Here is a 20,888-nt window from a genome sequence, read left to right as displayed (position 1 = left end):
TTACCTTAAAAAAACAGAGACCTAAATAATACCTTTTCTTTCAATTTTATCAATGTTTTCAAGCATAATTCCTGTTCCTTTTGCAACACAGTTCATTGGCTCTTCTGCAATGAAAATAGGAACTTTTAATTCCTCTGCAAGCAGTTCATCAATACCATGCATCAAGGCACCGCCGCCTGTTAAAATAATACCTCGATCAATAATGTCTGCTGATAATTCTGGTGGTGTACGCTCCAACACCAATTTCGCAGCTTGCACAATCATATATACCGACTCACGCAATGCTTGTTCAATTTCGGCAGATTTCACAGTGATAGTACGTGGAAGTCCGGATACCATATCACGGCCTCGAATGTCCATTTCTTCTGAACGAGAACCTTCAAATACCGTCGCAACATTAATTTTAATGTCTTCCGCTGTACGCTCTCCAATTAAAAGCTTGTACTTTTTCTTAATAAAATGAAGAATTTCAAGGTCGAATTTATCGCCAGCCATTTTAATGGATTCAGAGGTAACAATTCCACCCATGGAAAGTACGGCAACATCGGTCGTCCCGCCACCAATATCCAATACCATATTTCCACTAGGCTGAAATATTTCCATCCCTGCACCAATAGCAGCTACCTTTGGCTCCTCCTCTAAGTATACTTTTTTCCCGCCAGATTTCTCTGCCGCTTCTTTAATTGCCTTCTGTTCTACTTTTGTAATATTCGTTGGGCAACAAATGAGCATTCTTGGCTTGGAAAGAAAACCTTTTGCATCAATCTTATTTATGAAATGTCTTAACATTGCCTCCGTTACATCAAAATCTGCAATTACGCCATCCTTAAGTGGGCGTATTGCTTCAATATTTCCTGGCGTCCGTCCGACCATTCTTCTTGCCGCTTCTCCAACCTCAAGTACTTTTCCAGTATTTCGGTCCATCGCAACAACCGATGGCTCGTTCAATACGATGCCTTTTCCTTTAACATGAATTAGAACATTTGCCGTTCCAAGGTCAATTCCAATATCCCTAGAAAACATGTATCGAGATCCTCCTATGAATAACTATCTTGCATCTGTCCGAAAACACAATGCTACTAATATTATATTTTACCACAAAAGTCTACAATTAACTGCATTTTTAATAAAGATTTTTGTCGAAATAACAACATAGAGGATTGCAATATAGAGTGGTATAAAGATGGGGATTATAGCCTGTATATGATTGGCAATGAAGGATATATCTTCTTAAGATAAGATGGTTAGAATCAGGAGTAAGAACTTTCCTTCCTTATGGAAATCACTACGTTTAAAAAGTCAGCCCTAAATATATGGCTGACTCTCCTTTTTAGCACACTAATTATCCAACCGGTTTCACGGTGCTCTCTTCCTGTTCTTCCTGTTTGGGTTCAATTTTATATTTTTTCCTTGTTGCTTCACCTCCGCGTAAATGACGAATCGCCTTATGGTACTCTAAAACCTCTTTTACTTGATTTGCAAGCTCAGGATTAATCTCTGGCAATCTCTCTGTCAAATCCTTGTGCACAGTACTTTTAGAGACACCAAACTCCTTGGCAATGGTTCGTACCGTTTTTCTTGTCTCCACCACATGCTTGCCTATCTTCACTGTTCTTTCTTTGATGTAATCGTGCACACCGTTCGCCTCCCTATGTTGGTCACTAAAGGTGTTTATGTGGTTGCGGCGTGATCATCTAAGAGCAACTTTTACAGGAGCTATATGCATCCTTATGTAATGATGAATAAAATACTGTTAAGTAAAATCAACGATAGTTATATGAATTTTCTGTAAATATTAACAAAAAAACTGCTGTCATTCCCCGTCCCCCATGTTTACGAACAGCCACACAAGCTCTCACCTCAGATGTTGCAATTGACTGATTTGTATTCATTTTATTAACAAAGACTCTAGATTATGATTAAAAAACTTGTTTCCATCGGGTGGACAAAGAGTATTTTTTCACAGCAGAGTAAAAAAGGATGCAGCAAGGGGCTTCCTCCAAAAGTTAGAATTTCTACTGTAACTTTCAGGGGTCGGTACCATGGCATCCTTTTTTATTATGCAAACGTTTGAATACAGAACAAATTGAAACGGTTACACAAACGTTTTCTTTAATTCAGTTAACGGCAGTCTACTAAAGAAGAAATCCTTATTTTTGTGAATAAATTCTCGATATGATTTTAGCAATAAAGATTTGTCTTCCTTTGCTTTTCCTAAATAATACGTCTTAAAGGGAGAATCCAGTGGAATTTCATTTAAGATCTCAATAGCTTTATCATTATTCCCCTTGGCAATCTCTATATGGGCTTGCTCACTTTTATCTGTTGTAGTAATGTTATCCACTACTCCAAAATGCGCAGATAAAAATGGGATACTACGATGCTCGATGATGAACGCTTCCTTTGATAAATGGTGTTCCTTAGCGATTCTTAAAGCTTCTTTAAGATGGTACATGCCTTTGTAATGTGATTCAAACGTGTAGGACAAACCTAAATGGATGTGAACATTCACTTGTATGGAGGGGTTTCTTGTTAAGGTAAGTATTTTATATCCATGCTTTCGAGCTATAATTAACTCATTCCTGGTAAGCGTATAAAGCAAGACCATGCAGCTAGCCCTGATACGAAAGTTTTTCAGTAAGAAACAGTCATCGATTAAGTTCAGCATGGAATCTGATTTCTCTACAAATTCTGCCAACTCATTATAATCTCTCCCAATATAATGAGCTTTTGCTCTCGTGTATTCCATTAAAAAAAGAAGCTCTGGCTCCGCTGTCTTTATTTCATTTAAATCTGCGAGAAGCGCTAGATATGGCTTATCTTTGTGGTGAAGTTCCAACTGTGCTTGATATGTTTTAGCCCAGTTAATAACTGAAACATCTTTTGACTTTAAATTTTTTTTGATGAGAGCTTGTAGATCCTCATAAAAACCATTCATAAAGAGAAATTCCATTCCCTTTTTTATAAAATCATCAGACCTTGATTCCAAACATAATTCTCTCATTATGTTTATCGCTTTATCATGATGATACTTGGTTTTAAGCTCTCCAAGGGCTTGCTCCAACGTTAAATCTTCTGCAACCGAAACCCTAGAAGATAACATGAATCTTATTCTCCTTTCCAATAATAAGAAAACTATTTTAATTAATTGTTAAGAAAGGGTAAATGTAGTGTTTAGTCACAACGTTTCTCCCCTATTTCCCCAAATTAATTAACAATTTTTATATTAGCATCTATCTTCTAAAAATAATAGAAAAATCGTTCGACAATATGCGGGATTAATAGAAATAACTGAGACAAAACCCTGATACTATTAATAATATTGTTAGGAAAATTTTTCTTACAGTAAGAAAAACCCTAGTAAAATTACTAGGGTTTCCATCATTAACTACTATATTTAGTTATTATCTGTGTTGTCTGTTTCATCTTTAGAGTCATCTGCATTTTCATCATCGCTTGATTCATCTGGTGTTGCTTCTGTTTCTGTAGATTCATCTGCTTCTGATTTTTCGTTATCTGTAGACTCTTCAGCATTTGTTTGTTCTTCGGATGCTTCTGTTTCTTCAGCTTCAGTTGACTTTTCTTCTGTTCCCTCTTTTGCTTCCGTTTCAGTTGCTTCCGATTCTTCATTTACTTCTTGACCCTCTTCGCTATTTAAGCTGCCAACCGGCTGATTAAAATAGCTTTCTGGGTTCACTTCTTGTCCATCTTTTCTAATTTCAAAATGAACGTGTGTGCCATTGTCTTTTCCGAAAAGATTCTTACCAGCTGTACCAACTTTTTCACCTTGCTTCACTTCGTCGCCAGCTGTTACCGCTACTTCGTCTAAGCTTGCATAATAAGTAACGACGCCTTCATCATGTGTCAGTGCTACAACATTGCCTAGTAAAGGATCTTCCTTCACTTCAGAAACAGTACCACTAAGTGATGCTAATACATCAAAAGCTGCTCCTTCTATAGAAGCAATGTCCACTCCTGTACTTTGATAGTATCGATTATTATAGAATACTAAAGCTGCTTCTTGCTCTTCTTGTGATGCGTTATAATCGAAAAATTTAGTTACGATTTCTGCTTGTTCTAAATCTTCAAGTGGCATTTGAATTACTTCTTGCTGCTCAATTACTGGCTCTGCTGCTTCTTCATTTGGCGTTGGTGCGTAATCCTCTGATTGCTCTGAATCTGTAGCTTCCGGAATCTGGTTATCTATGTTTTGATACCAAATTACACCTGCTAACAGAAGTGCTGCAATCGTTAAATACAATGCTGGGAAAAACCATTTCTTTCGGAAAATTTGACTCCATTTATTTTTTGGAGTTCCTTTGTTTTCATTCATTAGAACATCACCTCAGCAACATTGTTATCAGAAAAGAGAAAATATATACATCGTACGAAAAAAATTTATTCCAATTATGCATTTTTTTAAATGAATAGGGGATGTTAAGAGGTTTGTTGTTGGTATATGTAGTTTGGCACGGGTTTTTATGTCTGTTGCGGATAAGTCCGCTGTGCTGCGGGTATTCTCCTGTTCGCTACGGATAAATCGCGCTTGCTCCGTGTATTTAAAATTTGATGCGAATTATACCAAAGTGCTATAGGTATTCTACTATTTATCACTGGTAAATCAAGCGTGCTGCAGGTATTTGCCCTTTGCTAAGGATTAGACCGCCGTGCTAAGGATATTCTTCTATTTACTACGGGTAAATTACGTTTACTGCAGGTATTTGCCCTTTGCTGCCGATAAGTTCGCCGTGCTACCGGTATTCTCCTATTTCCTAAGTGTAAATCGCGTGTGCTACAGGTATTTGCCTTTTGCTACGGATTAGACCGCCGTGCTGCGGGAAGTAATCCCAGCTGTGAGCGGAGTACTTTTTAAATTAAATATAAAAAACCCCCGTTATCTAGCAACGAGGGTTGGAGCTGTATCATCTACGGTACTAATATCAACTCCTTGATAGTAGTGCGCGATAATATCTTTATAGGTTTTTCCTTCTTCGGCCATATAGTGTGCACCATACTGACTCATGCCGACTCCGTGACCAAAGCCTTCTGTTGTTACGACAAAATGCCCATTGTTTTGGGTAATCGTAAAATCACTCGATTTCAGGTTTAATTTATTGCGAAAATCCTTTCCTGTAAATGTATGACCTTCGATTCCGATTTCTTTTATACGGCCGCCTTCTGTTCGAGCTTCCTCAATATAAAGCGGCGTTTCACTTGGTAAGTCAATTTCCAATGCAGTTTCAATCTGATCGATAGTAAAGGTCTCTTGATGAAGAAATTTAGGCGAATTGACATCCCATGGGCTTTCCACACTTCGAAGGTATGGAAGCTCACTTTCCCAATAATCCTCTGAATTCTCTGTGTATCCATTACTTGTGGAAAAATAAGAAGCCGTAATCGGTGCGTCATTATAAGTTAATATTTCACCTGTTGTTGCATTCACCGCTTCTTTAATCTTGCTCATTTTCTCTGAAAACTCACTGCCCCATTCACGCCTTAAGTCCTCTTCACTCTTATAGACTTGATGCTGGACTGTATCTGTTAAATCATATCCTTCAGCTGATTCTCCATGGAGCAGATAATTGACCGTATAGGTTCTTGCCGCAAGAGCCTGTGCCTTCAGTGCCTCCAGCTCAAATGTTGCAGGCATTTCTGATGCCACAACTCCAGCAACGTAATCTTCTAATGGAATATTCTCTACGGTTTCCGTCGCATGCCGCATTACTTCAACAGCAAATGATGAGGATGCTGTTTCTGTTTCCACTGGAGCAGCCACTTCCTTCGCATGAGATGCAACTTCTTCGCCCTGTTCATAAAAAGGAAACACAATCAGGGTCGGAATTACTAGAATAATGGTTATCAAACTCGAAAGGGAAACGACGGTAGGAATGCTCCATCTGGAACGATTGGGACGTATATAAGGTCCTTTATTCTGTGAAAATGGGACAACTTTTTTTACATTCCGTGGTTTTTGATTTTTGGCGTATAAGTGTTGGGCTTGTTTCTTCTTCATTTGCTTGATTAAGGTCGCATTTTTCTTTTTCCATCCTTTTACCGGTTTATATGTGTTTGAGTACTTTTTCAAGGCTCTCCTCCTTTGCCAATATATGCTGCAATCTAGCTTCCCTATTATAAATCTATACAGAAAGAGCTTTCGATAGAACATAAAAATAAAGAAAGATATGGATAACACATTTTCACATTGTTTCCAAAAGAAAGGGGATTATCCATTAAACGGTGAGCCATTCCGTCTTTATGCAGGAAGGAAATAAGCGTTTTTTATAAATATAAGTCGTATTCCCGATTTATGATCGATTTTTTCAATTTATAGGCGGGTCTCCAAATAGATAGCGATATTTCACATTTGTGGGAGATTCGTCATTTTTGCAAATAAAAAAATCCGCAGGGCTTCTCTCCCCGCGGTTCAGGTGATTCGTACTTTCGCTTTACCCTCATCGTATTGATGCTTCCCAGTATAAAGGTGACAAGCAACATAATGTTGTTGCTCTACCTCTTGCCAGGCAGGTTTTGTCTCACTGCATATGTCCATTGCCATCGGACAGCGCGTTCGGAAGACGCAGCCGCTCGGTGGGTTGATTGGACTTGGTAATTCTCCCTCCAGAATAATTCGTTCTCTTTTTTCCTCTATATCCGGGTCAGGGATTGGGATTGCTGACAACAATGCTTGCGTGTAGGGATGCATTGGGTTGTCATATAGTTTGTCACTGTCTGTCAATTCAACCATGTGGCCTAAGTACATCACTCCGATTCGCGTACAAAATTGCCGAACCATCGCAAGGTCATGGGCAATAAATAAAAAGGTTAAGTCTTTTTGCATTTGAATTTCTCTTAATAAATTAACTACCTGCGCTTGAACAGATACATCAAGTGCCGAAATCGGCTCATCTGCAATAATGAAATCCGGGTTAAGGGCCAGTGCTCTTGCAATTCCAATACGCTGTCTCTGACCACCACTGAATTCATGCGGATAGCGATTGACATGGTCTCTGCTTAATCCAACCTCTTTCAGCAGTTCATAAATTCGTTCCAATTGCTCATGCTTATTTGTATAAACGTTGTGGATCTCCATCGGTTCCGCAATGATCTCTTTTACCGTTGAACGCGGATTAAGAGATGCATACGGATCCTGAAAGATCATTTGCATTCTCCGGTAAAATGAAAATTTACCCTTTTCTGTAAGCGTATGAACATCTACTCCATCAAAGAGAACATTTCCGTTCGTTTTTTGATAGAGCCCCATGATGGTTCTCCCTATCGTTGACTTTCCGCAGCCAGACTCGCCCACTAATCCAAACGTTTCCCCTTTATGGACAGAGAAGCTTACTTCATTTACTGCTTGAAGCATTTTTCCTTTACCCATATCGAAATGCTTGGTAAGTTCTTTGACTTCTAATATTTTCTCTCCCATTCTGGCTTCCCCTCATTCCCTTTTTTAATTCCAATACCTGCGTGCGGCACATAATTCTTTTTCATATTTTGTTCCGGCTAACTTTCGCTTCTCTACCCCATTTCCAACCTGCGGCGCGTGGATCATTTCTCCATTTCCACTATAGATGCCAACATGATGGATACGGCCTTTTCCTTCTTCATCAGCGAAAAACAGTAAATCTCCTATTTTCAGCTCTTCAAAAGATACTTCTTTCCCTTGTCTAGCTTGGTCACTTGCGTCGCGAGGAATTTGATAACCATTCGCTTTATGGGTCGCATAGGCTAAGCCTGAACAATCATAACCGAATGCGCTCATCCCTCCCCAAAAATAAGCAAGCCCTCTGAAGGAAGCCGCCACTTCTACAATTCCTTCGCCACTCCGCTCTGTGATCCCTGCATCTGCTGATAAAAGTCTCACATCCTCTTTTTTCAAAAAACGATTGCCATGTGGTGTGAAAACTTCCACCTCATCAAGATGTGTCTCTATTACTGGAAGAAGTGTCAAGTAGCTTAGCTTCATTACCGGTTGTTTATCCTGTGTTAAAAGGCTGGCATGTTTTTTACGAATCATAGCCATTTTAGACCTCACTAATTTTTCCTTTTTTACTTTTTTTAGTTGCTGTGCTGGGATCCACCCTGGATATCCTTGCTTATTTTTACTAGATGGCTGCGCGGGTACAATGACTCTAGCAAATCCTTCTGTTCTCTCTTCAACGATAACCGGTTCTCCATACAAGGTTTGGGTTTGTACCCGATTCTCATTGCACAGCGCTAATTGGTCTTCCTGACTCATTTCCTTTATCCATGTATCTATATCCGTTGGGTTTGTCGTTCCATTCAGATCCTTCGATGTACGAGGTGATGTCGGTTCTGTCCATACTGTAGCAACCTGAACAGCCGTTATCCAAATCTCCTCTTCGGTAAATAAATCAAATGTTTGTTTGAACATTCAGCATCCCCCTTTGTTGTTCCATATCATGTTTTAAAACAAACGTTTGTTCAAATGGTTTAGTAAGTTGTGTTTGATGGTTGTTTTAGCTTATTAGGTGAGTGAGCGCATCTCTCTGAGAAAGTGCACTGCTTTATTCGGATTGGAGCAACCTGCTAAAGTTTTGAGTGACTTTTGGCAGAGTTTGCGCAACTTTTTAGTTTTGCTCTTCGGTTGGTTTTGCTCCCCTTTTCTTAATCACTTTAAAAGTGCTCCAATTCTATTAGAAGTTAAACAAATACTTTAAAAAGTTGCCCTTATTGCGTAAAAAGTCACTCTAAGTCACTTAGATGTTGCTCCATAAACCGTTTAGTCACGCCAAAACAGCAGCAAACTTACTTTATTTCACTCCAGGCTCCACCACGAGTGTTTTCGATTTACTGCTCAAACTAGCGGACACTCCTAATGGAACTGGAAAATGAGGGTGACAGTGTCCCATTTTAAAGCCGCTTAGGACAGGACCATGAAAATCAGAGAAATAATCCTGAAAAACTTCTTCTAACGTGAAAGATGAGGAAGATTTTGGCTCAGCATTGGCAAAATCACCAATAACGATTCCCACAGCTTCAGTTAACTTACCAGATAGCTTTAACTGATTTAACATACTATCTACACGGTAAGGCACTTCATCTATGTCTTCTATCAACAGAATTTTTCCTTTCGCATCCAGTTCAAAGGGGGTGCCGAGTGTGCTTGCTAATAACGAGAGATTCCCACCCACAAGCTGCCCCTGCGCTTCCCCAACTGCGATAACGTTTAATGGTGGGATATTGGAGAACATCCTTTCCTTGTAAATCATTTCAGAGGGCTTAAATAGAAGTCTCCAAAGTAAATATAGCGAGTAAGCATCAAATGTTGGTTTGGCTAAATCAGAAGCCACCATGGGACCATGAAAGGTGACTAAGCTGCTATTTTGACGAATAGCTGTATGTAAAAATGTAATATCACTATATCCTAATATAATCTTAGGGTTTCTTTGGATAAGCTCATAGTCTATATCAGATGCAAGGCGTCCTGTGCCATATCCACCCCGAGCAAAAAATACCCCTTTAACCTCAGGGTCTGCTATCATTTCATGAAAATCTGCCAACCGCTGTTCATCTGTTCCAGCTAAGTAACCATTCACCTCACCGATATGTTTACCATATTTCACCCTCAGCTGAAGCATCTCAAACATGACTTCTGTACGCTGTAGATCTTCTATATTCGCTGGACTTGCCGGTGCAACAATTCCGATCGTATCCCCTTTTTTCAAACAATCCGGTAGAATCATAGAAATCCTCCTTTTACCATAGAGTAAACTCCAATAAGTGGCCTGCGATAAAAAGAAGGGAGGAACCAGCTGGCACACTCCCTCCATTTCTTCAAACTACTCTTTATCTGCATATTTCAAATCAAAATATCCAACTGGATGACGTAGAATTCCGGATACCCCATCCGCTTCTAAAACAACCGTATTGTAGTAACGAATTGGTATTGCTATCATCTCGTCCGCCAGCATCTTCTCTGCTTCAGAGAGATATTCCCAGCGAGCTTCTTCATCTGTTTCTGTTTTTCCATTCGTAATTAATTCATCATATTCCTCACTAGAAAATCCAGTACGGTTCATGTAAGAATCCGTGACGAAGCTTTCCAGGAAGTTAACTGGGTCATTATAATCATTAATAAAAGAACTACGTGAGAATTGAAGTTCCAGGTTTTGCTGTGCATCAGCAAATACCGACCATTCCTGGTTTTCCAATGTTACTTCTACATCTAAATTCTGGATAAACATATCCTGTAATGTTTCTGCTACCGCTTTATTAAGATCACCGGTACTATATGTCAGAGTAATCGGTGGTAACTCATCATAGCCTTCCTCTTCCATTCCTTCTTGAAGCAGCTGTTTCGCAAGGTCTGGATCAAAGGAAACAAGGTCTCCATTTACATCACGGAAATCCTCGCCAGTTGGTGTCGTAAAGCCAGGGGAAATAAATCCATAAGCTGGTTCCACACCATTCTTTACAACAAATTCGGCAATATCTTCTCGGTTAATCGCATAAGCAAATGCTTGGCGAATCTTCTTATTTTGGAATGGCTCCATTGTCGTGTTAAAACGATAGAATTCAAGTCCACCATATGGTCCAATAAAGACATTCTCCCCGTCAATTAACTGGTCTGACATTTCTGGAGGGATGACGGCGACATCGAGATCTCCACTTTCAAACATCTGATATTGCGTATTTGTATCATTAATCATAGAGAAATGAACTTTATCTAATTTCACAGCATCAGCATCCCAGTATTCCGGATTCTTAGCGAATATCATCTCTACATCATGGTCCCACGATTCTAGAATAAATGGACCATTCCCAACAAATGTATCTGCTTCTGCATGCCAGTCTGGATTTTCCTCTGCTACTTTGTGATTAATCGGGAAAAACGCCGGGTTAGTCAGTACATCAAGGAAAAAGCCTGTTGGTTGAGCCAGCACTACTTCCAGTGTCTTCTCATCCACAGCAGTAACACCAACCTCATCTGCTGACCCGTCGCCACTATTATATTCTTCAGCCCCTTTAATAAAATAGGCTAGAAATGCGGCAGAGGATGCAGTGTTTGGATCAAGCATATGCTTCCATGCAAAAACAAAATCCTCGGCAACTACTGGATCTCCATTTGACCATTTTGCATCTTCACGAAGGTGGAATGTGTAGGTTAACCCATCCTCTGAGACATCCCACTTTTCCGCTACCCCAGGTCCTGCTTCAGAATCTTGGTCAAGACGAGTTAATCCTTCCATTAGGTTATTTAATGGTTCCCAAGATGCTTGATCAAACCCTATGGACGGATCAAAGGAAGTAGGCTCAATTCCTATTCCATTGTTTAAATACAAGACTTTTTCACCAGCTGCATCACTTTGTTTCTCTGTGCTTCCCTCTGTACCTTCTTCTGTCCCCTCATTGGTTGAATCTGACTCCTCTGTTTCCGTTCCCGCCTCTTCCCCTGTTGTACATGCAACAAGTACAACTGCTATCACCATGGATAGGAGAAGCAATAGAAACTTTTTCATTTTAATTGCCCCCTTTTCAGATTTGCTATTGTTTTCTTATGTGAATTCAAGTAGATTAGTATACTTGAACGAACATCACTACATTGACAGCTCAAACACCAAGCTGGCAAACCTCACGTTGGCTGCCTTCCATCTACTGTAATACGGACACTTTTGCTTTTCTTAGCTCTCGGGTCTTGAAGCCAGCAGTTTACTATGTGATGATGGGATAGGTTCGTTTGAACAGGGAAAACGTTATCACAAACCTCCATCGTAAATGGGCATCTGGCTGCAAATGGGCATCCAATGGGAGGTGAGAATAGATCTGGTGGCGATCCATCGATTGGCTTTAGATCTCCTCTAGCGTCCAGCCTTGGAACAGAATGAAGCAATCCTTTTGTATAGGGATGCTGTGCTTCATAAAAAATTTCTCGTTTCGTTCCCGTCTCAATGATTTTTCCTGCATACATCACTGCTATCCTATCGGCAATTTTAGCAACGACACCTAAATCATGTGTAATAAGAATAATAGATACGCCTGTTTCCTTTTGAATTTTAATGAAAAGCTCGAGAATTTGAGCTTGAATGGTTACGTCCAGTGCCGTTGTTGGCTCATCAGCAATAAGTAGTTCCGGCTCACAGATTAAAGCGATGGCAATTACAATCCTTTGGCGCATTCCTCCACTAAATTGATGCGGGTATTGCTTTAGTCTCTCTTCCGGATTAGGAATACCAACTAGTTCAAGCATCTCTATTGCTTTTCGTTTTGCCTGTTTTGCTGTGACTTTGTGATGCTGAACCAGCCCTTCTATTAACTGCGTCCCAATCGTTAACGTAGGGTTTAATGCGGTCATGGGATCTTGAAAAATCATCGAAATATCGACTCCTCTTATGGAACGCATTCGCTTTTCCGAAGCCTTTGTAAGATCCTCCCCATTAAACAAGATGTTGCCAGCAACAATTCTCCCTGGAGGATTAGGAATCAACCGCATGATGCTATTGGATGTTACACTTTTTCCACAGCCTGACTCCCCGACAATTGCCAGTGTTTCTCCTTTTTTTAAATGAAAATCTACTCCTCTTACTGCCTTTACGTTTCCGCCATAAGTAGAAAATGTCACGTGTAAATTCTTCACCTCAAGTATATTTTCCAATGATTCACCTACTTCCTTAGTTTTGGATCGAGTGCATCTTGTAGTCCATCACCTAGTACGTTAAAGGCAAACATCGTAAAGGAAATGAAAAATGCTGGGAAAAACAAAGTCCACCAATTACCAGATAGAATAGCTCCTAATGCATCATTCGCCATCACACCCCAGCTTGCAAATGGTGCTTGAATACCTAATCCAATAAAGCTTAAAAAGGCCTCTGCAAAAATAGCAGTTGGTACAGACAGCGTCATTTGGACAATAATCGGTCCCATTGTGTTGGGAAGAAGATGCTTTCTTATAATACGGGATGATTTCCCACCAAATGATTGGGAAGCGAGGACAAATTCATAGTTTTTGATTTGCAGGACTTGCCCCCGAACAATTCTGGCCATCCCTACCCAACCAGTAATGGTCAGAGCAAGTATAATGGTAAAAAGACTTGGCCCCAATACTACCAATAAAAGAATTGTTACTAGCAAACTCGGAATACCATATAAAATCTCAATAATTCGCATCATAATATTGTCCGTTCTTCCACCTTTAAATCCTGATATCCCTCCATATACAATGCCAATAAATACATCTATAAGGGCAGCAACCAGACCGACAAACAACGAAATTCTTGCGCCATACCAAGTTCTTGTAAATACATCACGACCTGCGGAATCTGTACCAAACCAATGCTCCGAAGACGGCGGTTGATATTGATTTGGAAGATTCTGCACATTAACTTCATAAGGTGTCATCATCGGTCCAAAGATAGCCATAACTCCGAGCAATATTAAAAATAACAGTCCTAACATTGCCATTGTATTCTTTCTAAGCCGTCTCCATGCGTCCTGCCAGTAGGAAAGCGAAGGTCTGGCAATTCCTTCTCTATCCCTATCATCCTTCTTCTTTAATTCGAACCACTCATCCGGAATTGATGCTGGATTCATTTCTATATCTCTATCTGCTTTCATTCCTATTTCCCTCCCTTTTTATGCAGCTTAATCCGAGGGTCTAATAGGCCGTATACGATATCTACGAGGAATAACATTAAGATGAGAAATGCACTGTAAAAAACGGTTGTTCCCATAATGACGGGATAGTCTCTCTGATTAATACTTTCTACAAAATATTTGCCCATTCCAGGGATAGCAAAGATTTGTTCAATTACAAAAGTTCCAGTTAAGATGGCTGCCAATAAGGTTCCCATAATAGTGACAACTGGCATTAACGCATTTCTTAATGCATGTTTAATGGTAATTTTCCAAGGGGACAGCCCCTTAGCACGTGCCATTTTAATATAATCTTGTGTTAATACTTCGAGCATCGTAGAACGTGTTAACCTGGCAATGATGGCCATTGGACCAGTTGCTAACGCAAGAACCGGTAAAACCATATGCGAAGGACTTGCCCATGTTGCGACTGGAAATATACTATAATCTACCGCCAGCTTTTGAATTAATAGAGTGGCGAGAATAAAGTTGGGTATAGATATTCCCAATACAGCAAACCCCATCGCTAAATAATCAATTATTCCATTGTGCTTGAGTGCAGAAAAGATCCCTAACGTTATTCCTGAAATAACAGCTACTACGATCGTAATCATTCCAAGCTCAAACGAAATAGGAAAGCCTCTTCCCAACAAATCATTCACGGTTTGATTTGGCTGTTTAATAGAAGGTCCAAAATCAAATGTTGCGATTGATTTCAAATAGAGTACATACTGAATAAAATAAGGTTCATCTAGATTATAATGGGCCTCTAAATTGGCTTGTACGGTTTCATTGGAGGTCTTATCCGTATTAAATGGGGAACCAGGTACACTTATCATTAGTAAAAAAGTAATCGAAATGATGATCCACAAAGTTATGAAGGCAATAAGTAATCTCTTTAATGTATATCGAAGCATCATGCAACCCCCTGTCGCTTATTACGATTGGAACTTCAGAGATGAAAGTTATCTTTATCTATTCAATCAGGCAAACCTTGTTTGGAACGCGAGCTCTATCATAACTAACATTGCTTGATATGCTTCAAGCATAGAAGCTGCTTCATAGCTAACAATTGGATTCATGCTGTCTATTTTGGTACCAGGCATTAAATTCGCCCATTCAGCTTGACCATAATTATTAAATTCAATCGTGAGGGTTGGCTTCTTGGGTGGAGTTAAAGGTTTGACTTTATCTTTTTGCAATAAGGCATGCTTTACTTTTTCGGTGAGGAGTTCTCCAGCCTTCTTAGGTGTTAGGCTTTTTACAGCTGATCTGGAGATACTTTCTTTTACTATAGCGGTCGTTACATTAGGAATCAGATTCTCAGCCTCTGCAGCTGCTTTATCATCTCCAGCAACAAGTAGAATCGGTACCTCATAATATCCGGCAATATACGCATTCATCCCCATTTCACCGACCTCATGGTCATCAATATACATGGTCTTCACCCCATGAATCATGGAATGAGACATCACTCCCGGTGTCCCAGCTCGCGAATGATAGCCGATAAACATAGCACCTTGGTAAGTCTCGTCCAATCCTTGGACCATCGAAAATGGCTTGGCATCACCTGTAATTAAATGGGCATCAGGATGAAGCTGATCAATCAGAATATTATTCATTTTGGAATGGCTATCATTAACAAGAATCTCCTGACAGCCAAATTGAAATGCAGCGTCTAACACATAATTGGTTTCTTCTGTCATGATTTTTCTTGCTCTTTCATAGTTATGTAATCTGGAATCTATATATGTGTGGTCTGGTAGACCTGTAATACCTTCCATATCTACAGAGAGATAAAGTTTCATTGAATTACTCCTTTTTCGACTATTTAAATTGTTACTAATATTTTATTAATATTACCATGACTTATCTTAAAAGAAAATAGGAGTTTGGACAGAAATATTACGGATAAAATGAAGTATGGGGTTTATATTATTTTTTGATAGAAAGTATTGGAGGGTTAAAAAAGAAGTTTTTATGAGCTTGGAGCTGTTTATTAACGACTTACTCCGTTAATAAAGAGAGGTTATTAACAGGATGGACGAATTTTTAGTATACGGATCCTCTGTCGGATTTCACTCGGGGCGTGAGTGACCTTTGTAGCTCCACGGTTCTTCTTTCGGGCTTTCATTCGAGGCTTGAGCGACCTTTGTGGCTTCTCATGTCTCCTTTCGGGCTTTCATTCGAGGGATGAGTGACCTTTCCGGCTTCTCGGGTCTCCTTTCGGGCTTTCATCCGAGGCTTGAGCGACCTTTCCAGCTTCTCGTGTCTCCTTTCGGGCCTTCATTCAAGGTAGGAGACTCTTCTCTTTTTGCTTTTCTTCATTACCGGGGTTTATTTAAGATAAAATACTATATTTAAATTCAATTACACCCGACCTAATGCTGTCATTTTTCCCATATCGCTTTAATGATTTTCAACAAAGCAAAAACGGAGAAGAGGCTATTAAATACCTCTTCTCCGTTTTACAATACAAATATTTATTAGGATAATTTCGCTACGATTGGTTTGTTTTTATAATCAACTTGTACCATTACGTTATCATCTTCATTTACGCGTTCAATATCAGCACCTAATGATGCCAATTTTCCTGCTAAATCTACATAACCGCGATCTAAGTGTTTTAATTCCGTTACTCTAGTGCTTCCTTCTGCACATAAGCCTGCTAGAATTAATGCGGCGGCAGCACGAAGGTCAGTTGCAGCAACTTCTGCAGCTTGTAAGTCAGATGGCCCTTGCATAATAACACTTCTGCCTTCAATCTTCATCTTCGCGTTCATTCGGCGGAATTCTTCCACGTGCATAAAGCGATTTTCAAAGACAGTTTCTGTAATTACACTTGTACCATTAGCACGTAACATTAAAGCCATCATTTGAGACTGCATATCTGTAGGAAAACCAGGGTATGGTAATGTCTTAATGTCTGTAGCCTTCAATTCGGATTGAGATGGCCCAATTATTCTTAAGCCTTCTTTTTCATCAATAACCTTAACATTCATTTCTTGCAATTTGGAAATAACGGAACGAAGGTGTTCACCTACTGCATTTTCAATTAAAACATTTCCACCTGTAATAGCAGCAGCTACCATAAATGTACCAGCTTCAATTCGATCAGGAATGATGGAATGGTTTGCACCATGTAACTTCTCCACACCATTAATTCGGATTGTTTCTGTTCCTGCGCCGACAATCTTTGCACCCATTTTGTTTAAATAGTTTGCCAAGTCTACGATTTCTGGTTCTTTCGCACAATTTTCAATAATTGTTTTTCCGTCAGCTAATGCAGCAGCCATCATAATGTTTTCTGTCGCACCAACACTAGGCATATCTAAATAGATCTTAGCACCTTTCAAACGTCCGTCAACCGTAGCCTCCACAAAGCCATTACCCACATGGATTTTTGCACCCATGGCTTCAAAGCCTTTTAAATGCAAGTCAATTGGTCGAGAGCCAATCGCACATCCACCAGGCATTGCTACTTTCGCATGGCCATAGCGGGCTAAAAGTGGTCCCAGCACTAACACAGAAGCTCTCATTTTTCGGACATACTCAAATGGGGCTTCTGTAATCAAATCCTTTGAAGCATCTACTGTTACTGTGTTATTATGGGGTTCGAAATCTACTTGTACGTTCATATTCCTTAGCACTTCATTAATTGTATAGACATCAGCCAAAACTGGAACATCTTTAATGACGCTTTTACCTTCACTTGCAATCAAGCTAGCAGCGATTACAGGGAGTACTGCATTTTTAGCACCTTCTACCCTGACGGAACCATTTAATTGCTTTCCGCCCCTTACGATGATTTTTTCCATGTTTCAAATCTCCTTCAGATCCAATTTCCTTATATTAATATTCATTTATTAGGATAGGTGTTCCTACCGTGTATTCTGTCATACCTGTTTCATTCGTTGTAATGGCTAGTTGTACATTAACTGGAGTATGATTGATGACTAAATTTTGTTTTATAGTTGGTATATACCCATACACAAACTTATTAATCCTAGAATGATTCGTTTTGTCAACTTGTGTAGTAATATGTTGAGGGTAGTAATAATTTGTAAATTCTTGTACGAATACATCCTCATCTATTGTATCACTTGACGTTCCTTTTAGCCACGAAAATATGTTACCTTTACTTGTAAAATATTGCATAAAGACATCATCAAACTCTAACTCATATTCCCCTTTAATCTTTGAACTCCATTTTGTTCCTTCAAATACAACGATCAACTCTGGAGGTGTTATGTTATCTTTCGGAAGAACAACATTATATAATACGGAAAAGGATTTAGAATTATGACTGTCCCCAAGTTGCAATTTTATTCTATTTTCGTCTTCTATCCTAGTGACTTTATAACTATTTTTTAGTTCCTTAATTATATTGTCTATTTCCTGCTTATCCTTCTGTTCTTTCATTATCACTTGCCATTGATCAATTTCTCTATCTGTAGCTTCGTAAAAGTGTGTTAACTGCAGGAGATCATTAGATGGAGAACCTTGAACGGTTGTAGTGGTTGCTGTAATAGTTAATAATATAAAAACGAATAATAATTTCTTCATTATAATTCCCCCTTGTTCATTTCTATCTCTAGTATGAACAGGAGAATCTATGAATATACTGGCAAGTTACTAGTTTAATAGAGAGTAGAATGCTTCCCTTGTGGAAAGCAACCTAAAAAAGATATACCAACTCTCCCGACCATTGCAAAATATCGAGGAAAAATCGGCTTACCCCTGAACCAACAGCAACGGCAAGAAAGAACATTAAAATCCTTGCTTCTGTTACTCTTCCTTTTCGGATAATCGGGTCAATATTTATTGATATTAAAACCCTCCAGGTAAAGTAAACAAATAGGAAGTGCGAAAAAATACTGATTAAAGCCCACTGACCAATTGATAACATAATAACCACCTTATTCATTAAACTACTTGCTACTTTGACATGATTAAAACAGAAAGTCAACAACAATGGTTTTTTGTTTATTAATGAAAATGTAAGTTATTATGAGCAGGACTATGACATAATCCAACGATAAAAACTTCCTTATAAAGAAGCTAAAAAAGCATAGAATTATCATACATTGTAGAAAGATGAATCATTACCCGGGAAATATCGACAAGGATTGTAAGATTAATTTTGATATGAAACTTTTAGCTTTGATAACTTTACTTAATCAAGACCTCATTGAATAGATACTCATAAAGAGAACCCTTATATCCTAAAGAAATAAGAGTTCTTTTTATCCTGCATGTAGAGCAGAGAGTAAAAGATATCAGAACCCAGACTACGTTGGCATCCTATTATGCGTTCGTCTGCATGACTTACGATTCATATGTCTATACCTTTACTGATTGTGATTCACTTTATTTACTTACAACATTCAATCGATTCATTGCTCGTTGGAGTGCTAATTCAGCCCGCATGTGGTCAACATTATCTTGCTTGGACTTTAGACGACGTTCTGCACGTTCTTTTGCCTCTCTTGCACGTTGGACGTCAATGTCCTCTGGTTTCTCAGCAGACTGCGCAAGAATGGTTACTTTATTGGAGTTTACTTCCATCACTCCACCGTTTACCGCCAAGCTTTTATCACCATTATCCTTTTTAAGACGCACTGCTGCAATCGATAATGGAGAAACAAGAGGAATATGATTTGGTAAAATACCAATTTCACCAGATTCAGCTTTCGCTACCAGCATTTCATATTCGCCCTCTAAAACGGGACCATTAGGAGTAACAACACTCACAGTTAGTGTTTTCAATGTAACCCCTCCTTTAGTTGTAGAAAGCACCCGGCAGGATGCCGTTGATTGATTTAAGTCGACCTACCTAACACGGGTGCTTTCATTCTTATTATGCTAATGTCTTAGCTTTCTCTACTACTTCTTCAATTCGACCAACTAAACGGAATGCATCTTCTGGAAGGTCATCATATTTACCATCAAGAATTTCTCTAAAACCTTTTACCGTTTCAGCTACTGGTACGTATGATCCTGGTTGTCCTGTAAACTGTTCCGCTACGTGGAAGTTTTGAGATAGGAAGAATTGGATACGTCGAGCACGAGCAACGACTAGTTTATCTTCGTCACCTAATTCGTCCATACCTAAGATTGCGATGATATCTTGTAATTCTCTATAGCGTTGAAGAATTTGTTGTACTTCGATTGCTACTTTGTAATGCTCTTCTCCAACAATTTCCGGATCAAGAGCACGAGATGTAGATGCCAGTGGATCTACTGCTGGGTAGATACCTTGCTCAGATAGACTACGTTCAAGGTTAGTTGTAGCATCCAAGTGTGCAAATGTTGTTGCTGGAGCTGGGTCAGTATAGTCATCGGCAGGTACATAGATAGCCTGAATAGATGTTACTGAACCTTTATCTGTTGAAGTGATACGCTCCTGTAATTGACCCATTTCAGTTGCAAGTGTTGGCTGATAACCAACGGCAGAAGGCATACGCCCTAGAAGTGCTGATACCTCTGAACCTGCTTGCGTGAAACGGAAGATGTTGTCGATAAACAATAGAACGTCCTGGCCTTGTTCATCACGGAAGTATTCCGCCATTGTAAGACCTGTAAGTGCTACACGCATACGTGCACCAGGCGGCTCATTCATCTGTCCGAATACCATGGCAGTTTTCTTAATAACGCCAGAGTCGCTCATCTCATAGTAAAGGTCATTTCCTTCACGTGTACGTTCTCCTACACCCGCGAATACAGAAATACCACCATGTTCTTGAGCGATATTATTGATTAATTCTTGGATTAATACGGTTTTACCTACACCCGCACCACCAAACAGACCAATTTTACCACCTTTTATATAAGGAGCTAATAAGTCTACTACTTTAATTCCTGTTTCAAGAATTTCAGTTTCTGTTGATAGGTTTTCAAACTTAGGTGGTTCACGGTGAATCGGATCTCTGCGAACATCCGATGCAATTGGCTCATCTAAATCAATGTTATCACCTAATACATTAAATACACGACCTAGTGTAGCATCTCCAACTGGTACGGAGATAGGTCTCGCTAAATTCGTTACTTCTGCTCCACGCTTTAGACCGTCAGTGGAAGCCATCGCAATTGTACGAACTGTATTGTCGCCAAGCTGAAGTGCAACTTCTAATGTTAGTTCTGTACTTTCCGCAGCATCTGACTCAATACGAACAGTTAATGCATCATATACATTTGGTAAGGTGCCGTCGCTGAATTTAACATCAACAACAGGCCCTGTAACTTGTGTCACATGTCCTTTGCTCAAAAGATTTCCCTCCTACTTTCTAGTG

18 protein-coding genes are annotated in these 20,888 nt (G+C 39.4%); all 18 read right to left on the bottom strand.

The features are described from left to right. Window positions 1-21: 21 nt before the first annotated feature. The 18 genes from mreB to atpD all read right to left on the bottom strand — a co-directional run bounded on the left by mreB (window position 22) and on the right by atpD (window position 20,863). Window positions 22-1,023 (bottom strand): rod shape-determining protein, encoded by a 1,002-nt coding sequence (mreB, locus tag D8M04_RS15375; protein WP_121524293.1) that lies wholly within the window; start codon window positions 1,021-1,023, stop codon window positions 22-24. A 319-nt stretch (window positions 1,024-1,342) separates the two neighbouring features. Continuing rightward, entirely contained in the window at window positions 1,343-1,636 is a 294-nt protein-coding gene (spoIIID, locus tag D8M04_RS15370) for a sporulation transcriptional regulator SpoIIID (protein WP_121524292.1), read from the bottom strand. 459 nt (window positions 1,637-2,095) lie between these two features. Next, window positions 2,096-3,103 (bottom strand): AimR family lysis-lysogeny pheromone receptor, encoded by a 1,008-nt coding sequence (locus D8M04_RS15365; RefSeq protein WP_121524291.1) that lies wholly within the window; start codon window positions 3,101-3,103, stop codon window positions 2,096-2,098. Between the two features lie 294 nt (window positions 3,104-3,397). After that, window positions 3,398-4,333: a stage II sporulation protein SpoIIQ gene (gene spoIIQ, locus D8M04_RS15360; protein WP_121524290.1), complete on the bottom strand. Its 936-nt coding sequence runs from the start codon at window positions 4,331-4,333 to the stop codon at window positions 3,398-3,400. Between the two features lie 561 nt (window positions 4,334-4,894). Continuing rightward, entirely contained in the window at window positions 4,895-6,085 is a 1,191-nt protein-coding gene (spoIID, locus tag D8M04_RS15355; RefSeq protein ID WP_246001280.1) for a stage II sporulation protein D, read from the bottom strand. 339 nt (window positions 6,086-6,424) lie between these two features. Next, the gene (locus D8M04_RS15350) at window positions 6,425-7,429 is read right to left on the bottom strand and encodes an ABC transporter ATP-binding protein (protein ID WP_121524289.1); all 1,005 of its coding nucleotides are present in this window, start codon (window positions 7,427-7,429) and stop codon (window positions 6,425-6,427) included. Between the two features lie 24 nt (window positions 7,430-7,453). After that, window positions 7,454-8,398, bottom strand: coding sequence for a C40 family peptidase (locus tag D8M04_RS15345; RefSeq protein WP_121524288.1), 945 nt, complete (start codon window positions 8,396-8,398; stop codon window positions 7,454-7,456). A gap of 379 nt (window positions 8,399-8,777) precedes the next feature. Then, entirely contained in the window at window positions 8,778-9,710 is a 933-nt protein-coding gene (locus D8M04_RS15340) for a S66 peptidase family protein (protein ID WP_121524287.1), read from the bottom strand. Between the two features lie 96 nt (window positions 9,711-9,806). After that, window positions 9,807-11,486, bottom strand: coding sequence for a peptide ABC transporter substrate-binding protein (locus D8M04_RS15335; protein WP_187695460.1), 1,680 nt, complete (start codon window positions 11,484-11,486; stop codon window positions 9,807-9,809). 113 nt (window positions 11,487-11,599) lie between these two features. After that, window positions 11,600-12,619 (bottom strand): ABC transporter ATP-binding protein, encoded by a 1,020-nt coding sequence (locus D8M04_RS15330; protein ID WP_121524285.1) that lies wholly within the window; start codon window positions 12,617-12,619, stop codon window positions 11,600-11,602. A gap of 8 nt (window positions 12,620-12,627) precedes the next feature. After that, window positions 12,628-13,578, bottom strand: coding sequence for an ABC transporter permease (locus tag D8M04_RS15325; RefSeq protein WP_121524284.1), 951 nt, complete (start codon window positions 13,576-13,578; stop codon window positions 12,628-12,630). Window positions 13,579-13,580: 2 nt separating this feature from the next. Then, entirely contained in the window at window positions 13,581-14,513 is a 933-nt protein-coding gene (locus tag D8M04_RS15320; RefSeq protein WP_121524283.1) for an ABC transporter permease, read from the bottom strand. Between the two features lie 66 nt (window positions 14,514-14,579). After that, window positions 14,580-15,404, bottom strand: coding sequence for a M55 family metallopeptidase (locus D8M04_RS15315; protein ID WP_121524282.1), 825 nt, complete (start codon window positions 15,402-15,404; stop codon window positions 14,580-14,582). 678 nt (window positions 15,405-16,082) lie between these two features. After that, the gene (gene murA / locus D8M04_RS15310) at window positions 16,083-17,414 is read right to left on the bottom strand and encodes a UDP-N-acetylglucosamine 1-carboxyvinyltransferase (protein ID WP_121524281.1); all 1,332 of its coding nucleotides are present in this window, start codon (window positions 17,412-17,414) and stop codon (window positions 16,083-16,085) included. Between the two features lie 34 nt (window positions 17,415-17,448). After that, a complete protein-coding gene (locus D8M04_RS15305) occupies window positions 17,449-18,162 on the bottom strand; it encodes a YwmB family TATA-box binding protein (protein WP_121524280.1) in 714 nt (237 codons plus the stop codon). Window positions 18,163-18,274: 112 nt separating this feature from the next. Continuing rightward, complete coding sequence (locus D8M04_RS15300) at window positions 18,275-18,505, bottom strand: DUF1146 family protein (protein ID WP_187695459.1); 231 nt, start codon at window positions 18,503-18,505, stop codon at window positions 18,275-18,277. Between the two features lie 461 nt (window positions 18,506-18,966). Beyond that, complete coding sequence (locus D8M04_RS15295) at window positions 18,967-19,365, bottom strand: F0F1 ATP synthase subunit epsilon (protein ID WP_121524279.1); 399 nt, start codon at window positions 19,363-19,365, stop codon at window positions 18,967-18,969. Window positions 19,366-19,456: 91 nt separating this feature from the next. Next, a complete protein-coding gene (gene atpD, locus D8M04_RS15290; RefSeq protein ID WP_121524278.1) occupies window positions 19,457-20,863 on the bottom strand; it encodes a F0F1 ATP synthase subunit beta in 1,407 nt (468 codons plus the stop codon). Between the last annotated feature and the right edge of the window lie 25 nt (window positions 20,864-20,888).

The organism is Oceanobacillus piezotolerans, assembly GCF_003665065.1.
Classification (GTDB): domain Bacteria; phylum Bacillota; class Bacilli; order Bacillales; family Amphibacillaceae; genus Oceanobacillus; species Oceanobacillus piezotolerans.
Note: the sequence above shows the minus strand (reverse complement) of the source record. Positions and strands in the feature narration are given on the sequence as shown.

Bases quoted from the DNA above. Each gene is read 5' to 3' on its own strand.
- mreB (WP_121524293.1), bottom strand. From the start codon at position 1,023: ATGTTTTCTAGGGATATTGGAATTGACCTTGGAACGGCAAATGTTCTA.
- D8M04_RS15365 (WP_121524291.1), bottom strand. From the start codon at position 3,103: ATGTTATCTTCTAGGGTTTCGGTTGCAGAAGATTTAACGTTGGAGCAA.
- spoIIQ (WP_121524290.1), bottom strand. From the start codon at position 4,333: ATGAATGAAAACAAAGGAACTCCAAAAAATAAATGGAGTCAAATTTTC.
- D8M04_RS15350 (WP_121524289.1), bottom strand. From the start codon at position 7,429: ATGGGAGAGAAAATATTAGAAGTCAAAGAACTTACCAAGCATTTCGAT.
- D8M04_RS15345 (WP_121524288.1), bottom strand. From the start codon at position 8,398: ATGTTCAAACAAACATTTGATTTATTTACCGAAGAGGAGATTTGGATA.
- D8M04_RS15340 (WP_121524287.1), bottom strand. From the start codon at position 9,710: ATGATTCTACCGGATTGTTTGAAAAAAGGGGATACGATCGGAATTGTT.
- D8M04_RS15335 (WP_187695460.1), bottom strand. From the start codon at position 11,486: ATGAAAAAGTTTCTATTGCTTCTCCTATCCATGGTGATAGCAGTTGTA.
- D8M04_RS15325 (WP_121524284.1), bottom strand. From the start codon at position 13,578: ATGAAAGCAGATAGAGATATAGAAATGAATCCAGCATCAATTCCGGAT.
- D8M04_RS15320 (WP_121524283.1), bottom strand. From the start codon at position 14,513: ATGCTTCGATATACATTAAAGAGATTACTTATTGCCTTCATAACTTTG.
- D8M04_RS15315 (WP_121524282.1), bottom strand. From the start codon at position 15,404: ATGAAACTTTATCTCTCTGTAGATATGGAAGGTATTACAGGTCTACCA.
- murA (WP_121524281.1), bottom strand. From the start codon at position 17,414: ATGGAAAAAATCATCGTAAGGGGCGGAAAGCAATTAAATGGTTCCGTC.
- D8M04_RS15305 (WP_121524280.1), bottom strand. From the start codon at position 18,162: ATGAAGAAATTATTATTCGTTTTTATATTATTAACTATTACAGCAACC.
- D8M04_RS15300 (WP_187695459.1), bottom strand. From the start codon at position 18,505: ATGTTATCAATTGGTCAGTGGGCTTTAATCAGTATTTTTTCGCACTTC.